This is a genomic window from Paenibacillus naphthalenovorans, assembly GCF_900099895.1.
GTDB classification, from domain to species: domain Bacteria; phylum Bacillota; class Bacilli; order Paenibacillales; family NBRC-103111; genus Paenibacillus_G; species Paenibacillus_G naphthalenovorans.
The window spans coordinates 60,965-78,915 of the sequence record NZ_FNDY01000021.1; the positions used below are offsets into that span (position 1 = coordinate 60,965).

16 protein-coding genes are annotated in these 17,951 nt (G+C 51.9%); 3 read left to right on the forward strand and 13 right to left on the reverse strand.

Annotated elements, in window-relative coordinates; genetic code table 11:
* Positions 1-33: 33 nt before the first annotated feature.
* The 7 genes from BLT35_RS18020 to BLT35_RS18050 all read right to left on the reverse strand — a co-directional run bounded on the left by BLT35_RS18020 (position 34) and on the right by BLT35_RS18050 (position 8,550).
* Entirely contained in the window at positions 34-1,038 is a 1,005-nt protein-coding gene (locus BLT35_RS18020; RefSeq protein ID WP_062408374.1) for a 2-oxoacid:acceptor oxidoreductase family protein, read from the reverse strand.
* A gap of 395 nt (positions 1,039-1,433) precedes the next feature.
* Complete coding sequence (gene uraH / locus BLT35_RS18025) at positions 1,434-1,802, reverse strand: hydroxyisourate hydrolase (protein ID WP_062408375.1); 369 nt, start codon at positions 1,800-1,802, stop codon at positions 1,434-1,436.
* On the reverse strand, positions 1,799-3,334 hold the full coding sequence (pucL, locus tag BLT35_RS18030; protein WP_062408376.1) for a factor-independent urate hydroxylase: 1,536 nt from the start codon (positions 3,332-3,334) through the stop codon (positions 1,799-1,801). The genes uraH and pucL overlap by 4 nt, the downstream gene beginning before the upstream one ends.
* A gap of 92 nt (positions 3,335-3,426) precedes the next feature.
* Positions 3,427-4,476 carry an ABC transporter substrate-binding protein gene (locus BLT35_RS18035; protein ID WP_074729265.1) on the reverse strand — a complete coding sequence of 350 codons (1,050 nt, stop codon included), beginning with the start codon at positions 4,474-4,476 and terminating at the stop codon, positions 3,427-3,429.
* 26 nt (positions 4,477-4,502) lie between these two features.
* On the reverse strand, positions 4,503-5,849 hold the full coding sequence (locus BLT35_RS18040; protein WP_074729267.1) for an amidohydrolase family protein: 1,347 nt from the start codon (positions 5,847-5,849) through the stop codon (positions 4,503-4,505).
* Positions 5,850-5,898: 49 nt separating this feature from the next.
* Positions 5,899-7,227: an FAD-binding oxidoreductase gene (locus BLT35_RS18045; RefSeq protein ID WP_074729269.1), complete on the reverse strand. Its 1,329-nt coding sequence runs from the start codon at positions 7,225-7,227 to the stop codon at positions 5,899-5,901.
* Between the two features lie 372 nt (positions 7,228-7,599).
* Positions 7,600-8,550: a substrate-binding domain-containing protein gene (locus BLT35_RS18050; RefSeq protein WP_074729271.1), complete on the reverse strand. Its 951-nt coding sequence runs from the start codon at positions 8,548-8,550 to the stop codon at positions 7,600-7,602.
* A gap of 164 nt (positions 8,551-8,714) precedes the next feature.
* Here BLT35_RS18050 and modA point away from each other — a divergent pair, with 164 nt between their 5' ends.
* The 3 genes from modA to BLT35_RS18065 all read left to right on the forward strand — a co-directional run bounded on the left by modA (position 8,715) and on the right by BLT35_RS18065 (position 10,599).
* Positions 8,715-9,566 carry a molybdate ABC transporter substrate-binding protein gene (modA, locus tag BLT35_RS18055; protein ID WP_074729273.1) on the forward strand — a complete coding sequence of 284 codons (852 nt, stop codon included), beginning with the start codon at positions 8,715-8,717 and terminating at the stop codon, positions 9,564-9,566.
* Positions 9,567-9,577: 11 nt separating this feature from the next.
* The gene (modB, locus tag BLT35_RS18060) at positions 9,578-10,246 is read left to right on the forward strand and encodes a molybdate ABC transporter permease subunit (protein WP_254777603.1); all 669 of its coding nucleotides are present in this window, start codon (positions 9,578-9,580) and stop codon (positions 10,244-10,246) included.
* A 119-nt stretch (positions 10,247-10,365) separates the two neighbouring features.
* Complete coding sequence (locus BLT35_RS18065; protein ID WP_062408382.1) at positions 10,366-10,599, forward strand: alcohol dehydrogenase catalytic domain-containing protein; 234 nt, start codon at positions 10,366-10,368, stop codon at positions 10,597-10,599.
* Between the two features lie 109 nt (positions 10,600-10,708).
* On the opposite strand, the gene BLT35_RS18070 is transcribed toward BLT35_RS18065, so the two are convergent.
* The 6 genes from BLT35_RS18070 to BLT35_RS18095 are packed head-to-tail and all read right to left on the reverse strand — an operon-like array spanning position 10,709 to position 17,665.
* Positions 10,709-11,221 (reverse strand): (2Fe-2S)-binding protein, encoded by a 513-nt coding sequence (locus BLT35_RS18070; protein WP_074729275.1) that lies wholly within the window; start codon positions 11,219-11,221, stop codon positions 10,709-10,711.
* Between the two features lie 5 nt (positions 11,222-11,226).
* Positions 11,227-13,515, reverse strand: a complete 2,289-nt coding sequence (gene pucD, locus BLT35_RS18075; protein WP_074729277.1) for a xanthine dehydrogenase subunit D — start codon at positions 13,513-13,515, stop codon at positions 11,227-11,229.
* Between the two features lie 26 nt (positions 13,516-13,541).
* Entirely contained in the window at positions 13,542-14,447 is a 906-nt protein-coding gene (locus tag BLT35_RS18080) for an FAD binding domain-containing protein (protein WP_062408384.1), read from the reverse strand.
* 40 nt (positions 14,448-14,487) lie between these two features.
* Positions 14,488-14,694 carry a hypothetical protein gene (locus BLT35_RS27100; protein WP_217634723.1) on the reverse strand — a complete coding sequence of 69 codons (207 nt, stop codon included), beginning with the start codon at positions 14,692-14,694 and terminating at the stop codon, positions 14,488-14,490.
* Positions 14,695-14,716: 22 nt separating this feature from the next.
* A complete protein-coding gene (locus BLT35_RS18090; RefSeq protein WP_062408386.1) occupies positions 14,717-16,048 on the reverse strand; it encodes a 5'-deoxyadenosine deaminase in 1,332 nt (443 codons plus the stop codon).
* Positions 16,049-16,078: 30 nt separating this feature from the next.
* Entirely contained in the window at positions 16,079-17,665 is a 1,587-nt protein-coding gene (locus BLT35_RS18095; protein WP_062408387.1) for a PucR family transcriptional regulator, read from the reverse strand.
* Between the last annotated feature and the right edge of the window lie 286 nt (positions 17,666-17,951).

A 17,951-nucleotide genomic window follows, 5' to 3' on the forward strand; every position in this document is an offset into this window, starting at 1 on the left:
TGCTTTCACCTCTCCCTGTTTATCGTAAGCTTGTCAGTTCGCCAAGACGAAACGATGCGGAACGCGATGCGCTTCAGCGTAGCCATCCGTCTCGCGATTCGCCGAGAGCGCTTCCGTCGGACAGGCAACAACGCACTTCAGACAGCCTTTGCAGTATTGGTAATCAATGCCTTGAAGGAACATTTGCGGACGGCCCTTCTTGTCGGGCAGTTCGTCCCAGACGAAGCAAAAGTCGGGACAGGCGGTATCGCAGGCCGCACAGTGAATGCATTTGTCCTCGTCAAAATGAGGCATCATTCCGTTCCGGGAAATACTCAGATCCTTCAAAATACTGTTGCCGGGATTGGTGACCATTCCGCCGATCGATTGCGTGGCATAGCCCAGCACCGGGATATCCCAACGCGTAGGCTTCGGCATTTCCGTCCCTTCCGGCAATGCGAAGGTTTGAAACTGCACCTCGTCGTAGCCGCGCTGGAATGTTCTAAGAGCCGGCTCCACCGCGCCAGGGTATTTTTTCTCTAGGGATTTGCGAATAATCCCCTTCATATGCTCGAAATCAAGGAATTCGCAGAGCCGGAACAAGCCGCCCAGCATCGCCATGTTAACGCGGTTTTTCTCCTCCAGCGCAATGCCGGTGGCATCGACCACGGCAACCGTACCGCCGATCAGCTTCATTTTCTCCTTCAATGCTTCGGGAGTCTTGGAGGAATTGACCAAAACCACGCTGTCTTGATAAATGCCGCTGACCACATTCACGGTTTTGGATAAATTTTCATGAAACACACCTACTACGTGCGGACGCTCAACCGGCGTGGTGTCGCGAATGTTCGTCTCCATATCGCAAAAACGAATATGCGCTTTAACTGGCGATCCTTTTTTCTCGGAACCGTAAGAAGAAAAACTGACGCCGTTAAAACCGCTTCCAACAACGCCTGCTTCTGCCAGCATCTTGCCCGCCAGATTCGCGCCCAGACCGCCGATGGATTCGAGCCGAATTTCAAAGAAGCCGAGTTCGTTCGTTTTCGGTAGAACCCTCATGAGTTCAACTCCCCTCGTAAAATTGAAAAGGTTTACAATTCCTACGAAAACAGTATATCAGTTTCTATTCTTCTCGCATAGAGTTTCCGGCAATTTTGTAAGCGTTTTTTGAAGAAAATCTAACATGAATACCAACAAAATTTCCATATATTACAATTATGAACCGCCGGTTTTATTGGTTACAGAGCAATTCGTCCCATTTTTTATGAAAATGAGCTGAAAATGAGGTTTTATATGAAACTATCTGTTATGAAACAGCATAACTCTGTTATAAAACATTACAAAGATGGTCATTCTTATGCGATCGGGACCTATGCCAAAACGTAATAACGCCCAACCGTTCGCAGCTTTGGTCGGGCGTTTATTTTTAAACTTTTCTTCAGGCTTATCATTCATCAACTGCCGCGATACGTGCTGTATCCGCCTGGCGCGACCAGCAGCGGCACGTGATAATGCTTATCGGGATCTTGAACACCGAAGCGGATCGGCACCTCGCCCAGAAACGGCTCGCCGGCATCGAATGCCGCAGTGCCCAGGTCAACGAAATAATCCCCCACGGCAAAAACAAGCTCATACTTTCCTGCGGTCAACTCTTCGCCTTCAAGCAGCGGTGCGTCCGGGCGGCCGTCGGTATTGGTCATGGTCTTACGTATCCGCTCTTTGGTTCCGTTTGCTGTTATCCGCCATAGCTCCAGCTTCATGCCCCCGGCCGGACGTCCGGAAGAAATATCCAGCACATGCGTCGTCAAGCATCCGCCCTTCACGCTGTAACTCCCTTCTGTTCGCCCGCTGCCGTCCCGGCGTGCGCCTCTGTCAAATCGGCTTGTGTCATCGTGAAGCCCTGGAAGCCGTAAGGCGGCCTCGGTTCCGTGTATACGCGTCCTTCCGAGCCGGAGATTTCTTCGACGACCGTTTCCCACGTGCGGTTGTTTGATTCGAAGCGAACCTCCGACAGCTGTGGAAACCGGGACAAGATCCGAAGTCCGATATGATAAATTAGATGCTGGATCGACGGACTGTTTTGTTCGTGGAAAACGGTATGCGCAATATCGCGAATTTGCTCTGAAGCGACATAGCTTTCTTCTCCCGGCGAGATGACATCCTCAACCTTCCCGTACTTCCACCCGATGTTGAGCCAAATGAACAGAGGCCGGTCATGCGATTCCGGCAAGGTCGTATATTCATCCCGGACAAAACCGGCAAACGAACTCCCTTTCACTTTAATCAACTGAAGGTCGGAGACACTGCACTGATGGCCGGTCACCACAATCCCTTCACCCGAGCGTTCTACGGTCAAAGCCGCCGAGGAATGATCGTTGTGCGAACGCCGGTACACCAATCCGCTTTCAATAAGATCTCCTTGAGGCCCCGGCACGGGCAGCGTCTCGAAGGGAATCCGATCCGCACGCATTCGAATGGTAGTCATCTGGGGATATTTCGATAAAAAGATACGGCTAATATGCAGCAGGAAGCCTTCAACCGTACAGCCATCGTAATCTGCCGCATGGCGGAGGATCAGATTTTTCATCGAATCGGTGGCAACGACGAGTGAATTATCCCCTTCCGTGAATGAAGGCAGAAACGCATCGCCTTGCACCGCAATGTTCACATTGAGCGCAAAGATGACGTTATCGCTGCCGATAAAACCGGACTCCGGAATCCGCCTGATCGCCTGGAGCGGTTTGGCAAAGGTACGGTAAACCAGCACATCTCCTTTCCCGTAATACATGGTGCGTCCGGTTTCGTTCGGTTTTATCATCATATTCGCATTCCCCTTTCCGGAACATGAGACGGTATCCTCTTCGATCCGATCGTTTAAGCGAAAGAGGGCGATTTTGCTTACCTCTCTCCATGCGATTTCGTATTCTTCTTCTGTCGTGCCCTTGAGACGGGCTTGCATAGCTGCCAGGATCGAATGCTTGTTATGTCCTCGAACGGCCATAATAAAAGGAAATCCGAACTTGCCTACATATGCTTCGTTGCATGAGGAAAACTCCGCATACTCAGCTTCTGTCAAGCCGGTTAACCCTGCCCCTTGCTGCTCCTTCACTGACGTTTCGCTCATACTCAGCTTACCCGCCAAATCCGGGTGAGCCCGCAGCAGCGCAAGTCGTTCCTTCGGACTGGCGGAACGTACAGCCTCCAGCATCGCATCGTGCAGGTGCTTCACGCTGGAGAACGGACGTGCGGCATAAACTGTCTCCGCTATCCACGGGGAGTGCTCAAACACCCATCCGATCGTCTCGACGAACGCGTGTTTCTCCATGCTGTTCAGTGCGTTCAGCCTAATTTTCATGTCACCGACACCTGCTTCCACTGTCGAATCTCAACTGCTCCATTACGGCCTTCCGAATTTCCTTCTTTTAGATGAAAAGGTACATGCACGACTTACTTTTTAGGCAAAAATTCGGTAGTAAAGACTTTGCTAACATCGAGCGGCGACTTCAGAAGCCCCAGATCGGCCAACTGCTTGTTCAGCGTTTCCCAACGTTCCATGGACATGTAGCCTACACCGTGAGTGGCGGCATCTCCTTCAAAGACGAGAGGCTGCAGCGCCGTCGCGCTGTATTCCAATTTTTCCAGCGGAGTGTCCGGATTTTTCTCCTGGATGAACGGGTTGATTTCCGTATAATGGTCTTTGTAGTAATTCCACCCTTTCACCGTCGCTTCGACGAAGGCCTTCACCGCCTCGGGGTTTTCTTTCATAAAGCTTTCGGTGGTATACATGATGTTGCCGTAAGGCGCATAGCCGAAGTCCGCGTTCAGCAGCACATCCACTTCAACCCCCTCCTGCTTCATGGCAAAAGGCTCGGAGGTCACATATACCTGTGTGGCGGATTCTTTATCGTTCACAAAGTTGGCCAATTGCCCCGTATATTTCAACTCCTGAACTTTATCGAGATGGAACGCCTTTTTCATGTATTCCCAATAAGCGACGCCGCTGCCGACATAAACTTTGCGGCCGTTCAGCTGCTCCATGCTTTTGATGTTCCGATCTTTGTGCACCATGATCCCCTGGGGATTTTTCTGGAAGGTTCCCAGAATCGCGACCAGAGGGAGGCCGTTTTCTCTTGCAAACAGCACTTCATCGGCCTGCCCCATGCCGAACTGCGCTTTCCCGGAAGCGACAATCTGCGTTGCCGAGATGCCCGGACCTCCGGATTGGATCGTCATGTCCAAACCTGCCTCTTTATAGAAGCCTTTGATTAGGGCCGTGTAATTGCCGCCGTGCTCCGATTGGGCAAACCAGTTCGTCACCTGGGTAACGGCAACCGGCTGCTTTTCTGCATCGGACGGGGCTCCTGGTTTCGGATCGGCCGAAGCCGGCTGCGTTTCCGATTGGGCGCCGCAGCCGCTAAGTACGGCACCGGCAATAAGCAAACCGGCGAATGCGGCAGTAACCGGGCGTTTGGACCATGATAAATTCCATTTTTTCATATATATACCCCCATCATTCATATCGTTTACCCTTGAATTAATGAAGCCAATCGATCGAGTACATTCGATCCCCAAGTCTCTGTTTGCGCTGAAGCATACACCCATCTTCCGCCCCGGTAAACGGCGCGTCCGGAAGGCTGTTCCGTCAGTAGCTCATGAGCGGACCGCGCATCCAGAACAACAAAATCGGCGGAGGCTCCGGCGAAGATCCCGTATGCTCCAAGCCCCAGAATGGAAGCGGGGGTTTCGGTAACCATCCGCAAAAGCGCAAGCTGATCCGCAGGACTGCCCAGATGTGCGGCATAGCCGGTGATCAAGGCGATTTGCAGTAAATCCCCCTTGCCGAAAGGATGGAACGGATCCTGGATGTTGTCGGAGGCCGCCGCCAACGCAATACCGGCATTCAGCAGCTCCTTCACCCGCGTCGTTCCCCGGCGGATTAATCCTTGATCTCCGCGTCCCTGCAGGTACAGGTTGACTGCCGGAAGCGTAACGGCGCCAAGCCTCGCATCTGCCATCCGCTCGATCAACTGCCCGGCACGTGCCTGATCTATCGCGGACAGGGAGCATAAATGGCCTACCGTTACCCGCCCTTGATAACCGTACTCTATCGTTTTCTCCGCAATATAAGCGATCGTTTGAATAGTCGGGTCATCGCTTTCATCCGCATGAAGATCGACGGGTTTTCCGTATTTTGCAGCCAGCGCAAAGATAAGATCCATATCCTCCTCCGGTGTCATCGAGAGGTGCGGCGCTCCGCCGACCCCGTCCATGCCCAGCTTTAACGCTTCTTCGATCATTTCCATTTCCTCTTTGGTCAGCTTGTCGTAAGGACACATCGGGAAAAATTGCATCTGCAGCACACCCTGCAGCTCCTCTTTGACTTCAAGCGCGGCATGCACAGCACGAAAAGCGGTCTCCCGTCCTGCCTTGACAGGAAAATCCAGATGACTGCGAAGCGCTGTAGTGCCGAAAGAAAGAGCCCGCAAAGCCGCTTTACGGATGCGGTTCTTAAGCTCTTCTTTGGTAAAGCTCTGAACGGCGGCCCTGTAATTCGTTATCGCCTCGTGAAGCGTTCCGGAACGATTGCCTACTTTGGCGAGGGAATAGGCCTTATCCAGATGCATATGGGCATCCACCATGCCCGGAATCAGCACCCTGCCCTGCAAATCCAGCGCACAGTCCGATCCGGCGTTAAACGGTTTCGAGAACCATTCATCCATAGGCAGGAAAGGGTCCGCGCAAGGAATCGTTCCCTGCTGCTGCAAAGCAATCGAAGTCCAGCTTCCGTCCGAAGCTTTCAATTCATATAGGCCGTTTTCATCCAGTAACGGAAGCCGTGCGTTAATCAAATGAAGTTCGGATGAATTCATTCGCCGCTCCTCTCTGTTCCCTTATTTTCGATGATCTCCTCCTTTCCGCTTACGGTTCATAAACAATTTTTCCGGGATTCAGCAATCCCAGGGGGTCGTTCTCGCGTTTTTTCCGCTGCATGGCTCCCACTTCGCCGCGTCCCCCGCTGTCGAGCACCCAAGTATGGGGATCAAAAATGTTCACGCCGTTGGCCTCAAAAAAACGGATGATTTCATATAATCTCTCTTCGCTTTTAAATCTGATAAGGGGAAGCGATGCCAGGCTTAACCGGCCTCCATTCTTCACCCATTCAAAATGCAGCAGCACCTCGTCGCCGAATTCATCTTTTATCAGCCGGATTTGCTCCAAATAACGGTCGGCTGCAAAGCCGGCCTGAAGATAAGTGATCGCCGGATCCATCTTCAGCGCCCAAAGCGTCGTATGATTCCAAGTAAAATCGGAAAGACCGATTGTCTTGCGGTACTGCTCCGCTTCGATGATATGCCCGACGCGCCCGCCCATGCTTTGGGCCAGCCCGGAAACAGCCGTCAGCGTGCCGTTGGCGATTTCCAGAAACACGGCCGCCGCCCCGGGTTCCAATACTTTTTTGAGCGGTAGAAAATACGCGGGAATCGGCCACTCCATCGGGCTGATTAAACGTTTGGGAATCGCTTCTTCTTTGGCAAGCGCTTCGCCGAACTGCACCGCCGACGCTATATCGTTAAAATGAATAACGGTCTGCATCCACTCCGTTTTCGGGGCCGATGCGATGGTAAGCTCCGTGACGATCCCCGTCGTTCCATAGTTGTGAATGTATGGATACAGGTCCTGTCCTTGGACAACCAACCGTCTTGGAACTTCTTCCATTGTATAAACGGCCGCCTCCAGTACGTTGCCGTCCCACAGGTTGCCCCATGTGATCGAGCCGATGCCGCCGGAACCGCCGCAGACAAATCCGCCGACCGTCGCCTTCATGAAGGTGCTTGGATAGATGCGCAGTTCCTGTCCCCTCTCCCTCAGATGCTTCTCCAGCGAGCCGAGTCGTACGCCGCATTGCACGCGGGCGTATCCGTCGCCAACTTCCAGGATTTCATCCAGCTGACTCATATCCATCACAATACCGCCTTCCAGAGGAACCGCCTGGCCGTAATTGCCCGTGCCCGCCCCTCGAACTGTAACCGGTATGCGGTGCCGGTAGGCAAAGGACAATACCGCCGATACCTCGCGCTCATCCTTCGGGATGACGATGCCGTCGGCGATTTTTTCCTTCAACTGACGTTCGAGCACCGGCGAATACCAATAATAGTCCTTGGACAAACGTTCTTTGGACTCCATATCGAGCAACAGACGCGCTTCCCCAAGCAAACCGATCATTTCTTTCTCCCATTCGACAGCCATGCTCTGATTCGCTCCTCTCAGCTTCAATGTTTTCATGCGCCTGATACGACCCGTACCCGTTCACTGATTTCATTCGTCGTGCGGTACCATCAGCGTGGCTTTACCGATATCTCTTTCTCGCTCAGCACCTCCATTTGTTGTTATTGTATTAGATGGGTTATGAATGGTAAATAGAATATGAGTGTTTTTGTAATAATACATAACATTATAGTGCAGTTTTGTGCGTCATACCATAATCATATGTTATATATAATTACATATATATGCCATATTTAGAGGTCAAAAGACTTAGTTTCAATAAAATAAGCCGGATTTTCCTTATTGCGGAAAACCCGGCTTCCATTGATTGGTTCATTATATCAGCTTATTCGCTTATGTTTCGAGCAGGATTCGACCCGTCAAAGACAAGTCGTACCCGTGAATGGTGCGCAGTTCATTCTGAAATGCATCGGACTGCAAAATGTAAATGAAGGATTCGATCCATTCCCGATTCTCAGGCTTTTTCATCATAACGAGATCGTACCGTTCTTGAATTAAGGGGATAAACTGGACATTGCCGACAATGGAAGCGGCTTTTTCGATTCCTATGCCGACATCCGCCTCCCCGGAAGCCACTTTTCCGGCTACCCCTAAATGATTGGATTCCTCTTTATGATACCCGTTAAGCCGGTCCGGCGGAATGCCGTGAAGACGAAGCTGTTCGTCAAGCAGAACACGTGCTCCCGAACCCTTTTCACGATTGATGAGCCGTAAGCCCGGCCGCTTTAGATCGCTCCAACTGCCGAGATTGTGCGGATTGCCCTGCTGGACATAAAATCCGGCCCATCGCGAAAGCAAATTCACCACCAGATAGGACGAGCCGACGAGCAATTTACGGATATAGGGGAGATTATACTCTCCCGTATCGCCATCCAACAGATGCGTACTGACGATGTCCGATTCGCCCCGGTACATGGAAATCAGGCTGTCGAGGCTTCCGACATAGGCACGCAATGGCCGTACGCCGGGGATATTCCTCTCCATATGCTTGGCCAGAATATCCAGGCTGATGTCCTGCCCGGTGATAACGACAGCGCGCGTTCCGTTATGGGAAGCCGATAGCGCGGGTCTTGCAGAAACTTCAGCCAGTGCCGGCTTTTCGGCGGCCTTGATGCTTTTGGTTCTTTGCTTATACGCTTCGAGGTCGGCCGCATCCACCCGCATCTGCTTGCCAACACGGTAAGAGGGCAGCTCCCCTTTTTTTATCAGATCGTATACCGTGAGTTTGGATATCTTCAATAGCTTAGCGATTTCTTCGGTCGTGTAGGACTGTTCGTTAGACATCCTAATCCTCCCTGCTCATTGTCATTGCCGCTCATTCGTCCGACTTTATTTTATCACATCCGGACATAAAAAGATTCTTATACGGGTTTACAATGTAAAGACTCTATATACAATATAATTATTTATGTTATATTATAACTAATTATAATTTAGGAGGCGAAATAATGTTTGGAAATGTTAAAAGAAATATGATCTTATTATTTATCTCTGTAATAATGTTTGCGTTTGCAGGTTGCGGAACGGAGCAAAAACCGGCCGCTAACGCTGGTGACAGTGCACAGGCTCCGAATTCGAACCAAACCGGTCAGCAGTCTGTGGAAACTGTGGAATTGACCGTTTCTGCGGCAGCAAGCCTGACCGATGCGCTCAAGGAAATCCAGAAGGCTTACGAAACCAAGAATACAAATATCAAATTGAACTTTAACTTCGGCGCATCCGGGGCTTTACAACAGCAGATTGAGCAAGGGGCTCCGGCAGATTTATTTCTTTCCGCTGCGCCCAAGAACATGCAGGCGCTCGTTGACAAACAGCTGATCGATACGAATAAACAAAAGAATTTGTTGAACAACGAACTGGTCGTCGTCACTCCTGCAGATGGGAAAACGGAGGTTAAAAGTATAGCGGATTTAGCGAAAGCGGAAGTAAAACATGTGGCGATCGGCATTCCGGAAAGCGTCCCGGCCGGAAACTATGCCAAAGAAGCGCTTACTAACGCCAAACTGTGGGATACGCTGCAGTCCAAAACCGTACAAGGAAAAGACGTGCGACAAGTGCTTCAATATGTGGAAACCGGGAACGCCGAAGCCGGATTTGTATATAAAACGGACGCTTTGACTTCAAAGCAGGTCACCATCGCTTTTGCCGTCGATCCGACTACCTACACTCCCGTCGAGTATCCGATAGGAATTGTCAAAGCGACGAAGTATAGTAAAGAAGCTGAAGATTTATTTACATACCTGCAATCGAAAGAAGCGCTGGATGTATTCGTCAAATACGGATTTTCCATACCGAAGTGATCGTGATGGGCATGAGATGGAGTTGGAACGAATATTGGTCCCCGATAGGATTATCACTGCAAGTGGCCATGCTATCCAGTATAGTGGTTGCTGTGTTAGGTGTGGGTGCTGCCTGGTGGATGTCCCGGCGATCGTTTAAAGGAAAGACGCTTCTCGAAACGGCATTTATGCTGCCGCTTGTCCTTCCGCCAACCGTAGTCGGTTTTTTGCTCTTGGTTATGCTTGGCCGAAAAAGCTGGATCGGACGTTTCTTCGAATGGTTGTTCGATGCGCCGGTCGTCTTTTCCTGGTGGGCAGCCGTGGTCGCTTCGATCGTGGTAGCTTTTCCGCTCGTCTATCAAACGATGAAGACAGGCTATGCTTCCGTCGACCGGGATTTGGAGGATGCGGGGCGTTCCATCGGAGCAAGCGAATGGCAAGTGTTCAGGTACATCACACTTCCATTAACCTTTCGTTCATTAGTCACCGCCTATATCCTTGGCTTCGCGCGGGGCCTCGGCGAATTCGGGGCAACCTTGATGATTGCCGGGAATATTCCCGGCAAAACCCAAACCATCCCTACTGCGATTTATGTTGCGGTCGATGCGGGCAATACGGCGATGGCGTGGGCCTGGACAGGTGCTATTATTCTCATTTCCTTTATTATGCTGCTGTTTACCGGTCGCATTTCAAAAAAATGATCATCGCGATGTTAAATATTTCATTCCAAATACGCTGAAATCATTTCCTTTCAAACATCCTGTGATATATTTTAAATGCAAGAAAACGTTGCCATTTGAAATCATGGAGGATGGTGTCTATGTTAGCGAATGAGCGGGAATTTGTCACCGACCTGATTGTTCGAGATCAGTATTATCCTGTTCCGCTTCCCGCCGTACTAGGCCATGAGGGCTCGGGTATTGTGGAAAGCGTAGGCAATGGCGTATCCAGCGTACAGCCGGGAGATCACGTTGTATTATCTTTTGCTTCCTGCGGGGCTTGCACCAGTTGTCGCACGGGCAGGCCCTATGCATGCGAAACCTTCTATGAATAGCCAAAAATCAACAGGGCTGCCTTCCAAGGCAGCTCCGTCCATTACGCCATACGCCATAATGTCTGACCCAAAGGACAAACCGTTTCATTTCTTCGCACTATGCCCATGCTTATACTTCACGGTCCACATTCCTCGCACCTTGCCTGTTAAGTTCGGACAGCTTTTCTACCGCCCGAATGATCGGTCCATAGCCGGTACAACGACATAAATTGCCCGACAGGGACTCTTCAATTTCCGAACGATTCGGGCAAGGATTCGCTTTTAAGAGCCCCTTGACGGACATCAGCATACCCGAGGTGCAGTAGCCGCATTGAAAAGCGCCTTCTTCCAGAAACGCCTGCTGCACCGGATCGCGCTCCGGTCCTTGCAGCCCTTCAATAGTCACCAGCTCTCTGCCTGCGCATTGATAGGCCATCAACAAACAGCTGTTGACCGGTTTACCGTCCAAAAGCACCATACAAGCTCCGCATCGTCCGATTCCGCAGGCCATTTTCGTCCCCATCAGACGCAGTTCATCCCGGAGAATGTCGAGCAATTTTCTCGTGGGAGGCATATGCTCCAGGACAACAGGTTTCCCGTTGATCGTGCAGCTCCATGCTCCGGCATTGGCATCTACAATCATCCGCTTCACGCTCCATTCAAGAAATCGGCGTTTCCAATGAGCTGCTCCGGAGAGATCGGCAGCTTCTCCACCCACACACCGACGGCCTGCCGAACGGCAGAAATAATCGCCGGGGCCAGAGCCACCGTTCCTATTTCGCCTATTCCCCGAGGTCCATAGGGATCGCCTTCCGGAAGCTCTTCAATGGCATCCAGGCAAAAGCGCCCGGGCATATCGTATACGGTCGGAATCAAGTACGTATCCAAATTCCGGGTGACATAATGTCCCGATGACATAACCGCATCCTCCATTAGCGTAAATCCAATGGCCATGCTGCTTCCGCCCTCTATCTGTCCCGTATAGCCCATGGGATTCACAACCGGTCCCGCTGCTACCGCATGATACTGATCGACGATCCGGACACGGCCTGTCAGCGTATTGACCTCCACTTCGACAGCGGCACCGGCGTAAGTGTAAAGGAAATGGCCGCCCATGACGGCGTCCGGTGTTGTCGGAAAATGAATTTGACTTAATGTCTCGATCGGTTTCGCTGCCTTTTCGGCCAACTCCCTGTAAGTTATGACGGGCGAATGGCGGTCCGACTCGCTTCCAAGCGCCTGCCTTCTCCATATGCCTCCTGGTCCTGTTTCCAGCTCTGAGGGATGAATGTCCAATATGGCCGATGCCTCCGACAGCAGCTTGCCGATAAAGACCGGCTTCATTTTTTGCAGGGCCAGCCACATCATCGTGGTTGTACGGGATGCGGTGCTGGAACCGCTGTGCGGCACACGATCCGTATCTCCAATAACAAGCGACAAATCCTCCGCAAGACAGCTGAATTGTTCCGTCAGCATGATCTCCAGCGTTCCCAGCAGCCCCTGCCCGATTTCCTCGTAGCCGAAGGCGGCCTCGATTTTCCCTTCCGGATTCAACGACAGCCTGCCTCCTCCGAAATCCGGCAAACCAAAACCGAGCCCCGATCCATGCATGGCGATAGCTGCGCCTACTCCCCGTCGAATCCAGGGTACCCGATCATCCTTCGCGTTTTCTTTTCTTCTGCGCCAAACATCGCTTTGTTCGACCGAGGCCCATACTTGGCCGGCTCCTTCAGTCGCAACGATCTTCTGTTCCATCGGACCGGGATCGTCCGCCTTGCGGAGATTGATCCGGCGCAGCTCCCAAGGGTCCATCCCCAGCTTTTCGGCAAGCCGGTCCATCTGACCCTCCAGCGCATAAATCACCTGATTTCCCCCGAAGCCCCGAAATTCTCCGGATATCCCGTTGTTCGTATAAACAGACAGCCCTTCCACGTCTACGTTGGGAATACGGTAAGGTCCCATGGTATGCTCGGTGGCGAAATTCAGTACGGCCGGTCCTAGAGTCGCATAGGCGCCGGTGTCCGCGATCATTCGCACCTGATGAGCTGCCAACCGGCCTTCGCCGTCCACGCCGGTGCGCATGGTAATCTTCATCGGATGACGCTTCAACCCTGCACGAACGGACTCGAAGCGCTCCTGATGAATCTTGACAGGCCGGCCGCTCTTTAATGCGAGCAGCGCTCCGAACGGCTGAATGTTAAGCTCATCCTTCCCGCCAAATGATCCTCCGATCGGACTGGAAACGACCCGAATCCCGGATTCCGGCATCGCCAAAATTCTCGACAGCTGCATCCGGTCCTTATAACCGTGCTGCGTCGGTGCGTACACCGTCAATCTTCCGTCCTCCCCAGGAACGAATAATCCGCCTTCCGTTTCCATGTACGTATGCATTTGTCTCGGCGTGTAATAAGTATGTTCCACCACATGCGCACAGCGGGTGAATGCTTCCGATACTTCACCACGCCGATATGAGGTTCGGTGCAGAACGTTTCCTGACGGATGAAGCTTCGGAGCATCCGGACGCAGTGCGGCTTCAGGATTATCCAGCACCGGTAAAGGTTCATAACCAACTTCGATCATCCGCAGCGCCTGCTCCGCAATCTCGAGGCTGTCCGCTGCTACGGCAACTAAAGCATCCCCTATATATCGGACCCGATCCTCACAAAGCACAGGCTGATCAGGGATGGCTATTCCAAAACGGTTCATGCCGGGAACGTCTCTGTACGTAATAACCGCATGAACGCCTGGAAGCCGTTCGGCTTCCTCCGTTCGAATGAAAAGCACCCGGGCATGAGCGTGCCGGCTTCGCAATATTTTGCCGTAAAGCATCCCCGGCTTATGCATATCCGTCAAATATATGCATTTTCCCGTCACCTTATCCGCTCCGTCCGGCCGGATCTTCCAGCGTGTTCCCGCATTTGGTTTGTTCAACAGCACGTCATTCCCTCCCCGGCAATTCGGATTTAACGTTTGGCCGTCATCTGCTTCCACAGCTCCGACACGATCAGATTGGCTGCGGCTGTCCGCCGGTATTCCGCAGCAGCGAATGGATCGGCGAAGCCGCTCCATTCCGATTTCACTAAATCATGCGCTTGTTTCAGAAGCGATTCCGTGAGCGGCCGTCCTGTCAGCAGCGCTTCCGTGTACGGCAGACGACAGGCCGTAGAAGAGCCTCCTCCTGCAGCTAACTTTAATTCAGACAAGCTTCCGTCTTGATGCAAAATCCCCGTGCCGGCAACCGTAACAAGAGAAGGAGCAAAGGCCTCCCGTCGCGCAGCTTTATGATAAAATTCCATGACGCCAGTATCGCTTCCCTTAACCGGCACGGGCTGCAGGACAATCTCCGCCAAGATGCGTTTGTCCTCTCCGGCCTTACCTTTCCGCCGTCCGGCCAACCAGGATTCCAGCCGTTCCGCTACAATTCCCTTGCCGTTAAACCAACTCAGGATGGCGTCGTTAACTAATAACGCAGGAATGGCATCACCGATGCCGGAAGCCACGTTGCCTCCCAGCGTTCCTATATTCCGCACGGAAGGTGCGGCAATCAACCTGCACGCTTCAGCGAGCAGCCGGGATTCCGCTTGTTTTCCGCACGCTGCCAACCGAACCAAACTGCCAATTCTGAGCTTGACTCCATCTCCTCTATTCTCCAGTACGCGCAAGCCTTGCAGTTCGGATATGCCCTCCAAGCTGATCAAATGCATGGGCATCTCGGTCTGTCCGGACTCCCACTGTGTCCTTAACAGCGACCCGCCGGATACGAAAGTGCTTGCCGCCTGCAGATTTTGGCGCAATTCCCATGCTTCTCTCAAACCGGAGGGCTGCCAAACCCTCGGTTCGGAAGGATGAATGCGGTTGCCGATCGCCATGGCCAATCCCTCCCGATGTTCAGATCGAGTGCGTGGTATTTCAAATCTTCCTAGAGCAAAGCATTCGGCCGCAATGCTGTCGGTGATTTCTTCCGGACCTGCCGTTACCGATATCCAAGCCGACCGGATCATGCAAATGATCCGGAGCAGATTTACGGCAAGCGTGTCCCTCGGTTTCGATCACCGTGGCAAGCACCGTCTTTCGCCTGGTTTGGAACAACACCTCCAGCAATTCGTGCATCTCCATGTCACCATACCTTATGATCCGTCTATATCCGCTTCAGCAGCCTTTCGATACACCGATCGGCCTCTTGCAGTACCACCTTCTTATCTACGGTAAGCAGCTGCTTTCCTTGCATCACGATCTTTCCGTCAATGATTACCGTATCCACGTCGCCGCGGGTTGCCGAATACACGATACGAGAATACGGATCGGCATCATACGATGGATACGCATGAAAATCGTTGAGATCCAACAGGATCAGATCGGCTTTTTTCCCCGGCTCGATACTGCCGATCTCGCCTTCCATCCCGAGCACCTCCGCCCCGCCCATCGTCGCCATCCGAAGCACATTCTTCGCCCCCATAGCGGCCGGTCCGTAATTCGTTTTATGAATCAGCGCAGCAAGGCGCATTTCTTGAAACATGTCGAGATGATTATTGCAGGCGGCCCCGTCCGCTCCCAGACCGACATGGGTATGCTGAGACAATAAATCCGGCACATCCGCAATGCCGGAGACCAGCTTCAGATTGGAGCCCGGACAATGCGTCACTTTCACGCCGCGTTGGCGGATAATCCGCTTTTCTTCTTCATCGAGCCAGATGCAGTGGGCCAATATCAGCCTGGGCGTAGCCAGCCCGATATGATCGAGGTACACGACATTGCGCATGCCTCTCTCCCGCTCGACCTGCTCAATCTCGCCTCTGTTTTCAGAAGCATGAGTATGGATCTTTACGTCGTACTGCTCCGACAGATCCCTGACTTCCGTCAGCAGACGCTCCGTGCAGGATACTACAAAACGCGGGCAAAATGCATACCGAATCCGTCCGCCTTCCGCTCCGTTCCATTTCTGCAGCAGATCTACGCTTTCCAGGATCGATTGATCCGTCCGCTCAAGTAAAGCGGACGGCACATCCGCGCCGCAATCCATCATGACTTTGCCGGCTACGGCGCGAATGCCGCTTTCTGCCATAGCGCGAAAAGCAAAATCCGTATGGCGAACCGTCTCCATATCAAGAATGGTGGTTGTTCCGCTGCGAATCAGCTCTCCAATGCCAAGCAAAGCCGAATAGTAGACCGATTCTTCGTCATGCGCAGCCTCCAGAGGCCAAATTCTCTTCTTCAGCCAATCCAGCAGCTCCATGTCATCGGCCCGCCCCCGGAACAGCGTCTGGCATAAATGAATGTGCGTTTGCACAAATCCCGGCAGCAGCACGCGCCCTTTGCCCGCAATGATATGATCGGCTTGCTTTTCCAACGAGCTCAGATCAGGTGCGGCATGAACGATCCGGTCATTCTCAATCCAAACATCCCCGGAATATACTTCTTCTTGACTGTTCATGGTAATGATTTGAGCTTGCTTGATGAGCAGTTTAGACATGGATGTCCTCCTTGCGTCTGGGTAACGCCTTTAGGAATTCAGCATTTGCCGAAAGACGAACACAAGCTTCAGCCGGAGCAAATCGCTTATGCTTTTATAATCGACGCCCAACAATTCGCCGATCTTCTCCAACCTATATGCCGCGGTGTTGCGATGAATGTAAAGCTGTTTGGCGGTTTCATTCATTTGCCCGTCATTGTCTATAAAGACCTCGAGCGTGTGCAGCATCTCCCGCGCATACTCGGGATCCTTGACCAGCAGCGCTTGAAGCACTTCATCGCAATACAGTTGCATTTTCCGGTCGGGCACATGCTGAAATAAATAGGCAAGCTCCACCGTTTCGAATTGAATGACCGGATCGCGAATTCCGAGACGTTCTGCAATCTGCTGCGTGTCCTGACATTCCTGAAACGCCTTCAGCAAAGACTCCGGCTTGCATTTTCTGCCGCTCACCGACAGCCGGGGCCTGCGTGTGGCGTCCGCCGCTCCGAGCAGGCCTTGTAATCCTTTGGCAAGAAGGGCCGGGAGCGTCCCGTTCCCGGAAAATGAATCCGCGGAAAAAATCGAGAACTCCCCCTCTCCTATGCGAAAATGGATCACCTGTTTGTTTTTCAGCTCAGGATGGAATTTAAGCTCTTCGCGAAGGTCGCGAAGCCATTTGGAGCGGTCGCTTTCCGGGATCTCCGGCGGCACCGCTGCCAGCACACACTGATACGATCCTTCGAAAAGCTTGATCCCAAGGCGTTCCGCCCCTTCTGTAAGCGCCTCAATGGTGCCGTTCCCTTTTAAATAGCGCGACAATAAGTACCCGAGGTCATTTTGCACGGATTGATCGACAAATTCTTTGTACACGAAACTCATTTGGTAAGAGATGATTTCTGCCGCCTGGTGAAAAAGACCTTCCTCTACCTTCATCAATTGAGGTTCTGTAGGATAAAACAGCACGTAACCGATACCTTCTTCTTTATCCGTCAAAGGAATGCGGAAATGTCTGCCGTTCTCCGAGTAAACCCATTGGCTGCGGTCTTTCCAAGGCCACCCCTGCAGAAGCTGCGCTTCACTCATCGAGGTTGAATTAAAGACCAGATGACCGCGTGAAGCGACCACAGCCATCGGATACCCGATAATCCCCAGTATCGCATGAAAAAAGTTGCTGAGATGGTCGGGTTTGAGGGCGAACTGCATAAGCTTTTTTTGCTTCTCGAGGACCGAATGAAGCACCTTGGTATTGCGCTGCAATTCGGCGTAAAATAACCCTTTCATCTGATCGGAGAACGTGAATTGATAAGGAAGCTCTATGAGAGGAAATTCCAGACGGTCCGCCTCGTCAAGGATGGATTCGGGAACATCGGACCAAAACCGGCCCAGCTTGATCCCGAGCCCCGCGGAACCCCGCTGGTCCAGCTTGCGCAGCAGTTGGATGCCCTCGTCAATGTCGTCTTTAATGAGGTATGCGGTCGTAAACAACATTTCGCCGTCTTTTATCCAATCAGTGATGTCCGGGGCGTCCATCACATTGACGGATTTCACGATTCTTGACGTACCGGTTTTTCCTGCAATCAGCCTTCCTTTAGACAAAGGAAAAATCGACAACGCCTGTTCGACGGTAAGATGCATAGGTACTCCCCTCCCAGGAAATGACCTCGGATATTCGTGCGGCTGGATCCATTGCGGAATTCGGAATAAATATATGTTATATTATATAACATTATACAAAGCAAAACACCAAAATTCAATGAATTTATGTTATTAAATATAACATAAATAAAAAATCCGCCCCTCGCGAGGTCGGATTTCGTGTGGAATTGAAGTCGGATTATTGCTTGAATACGCCAAGCAGACGTTTACCTTCTGCACCTGTCTCTGTGGTAAACACTTCGTAGATGCGAACGGATAACGGGTA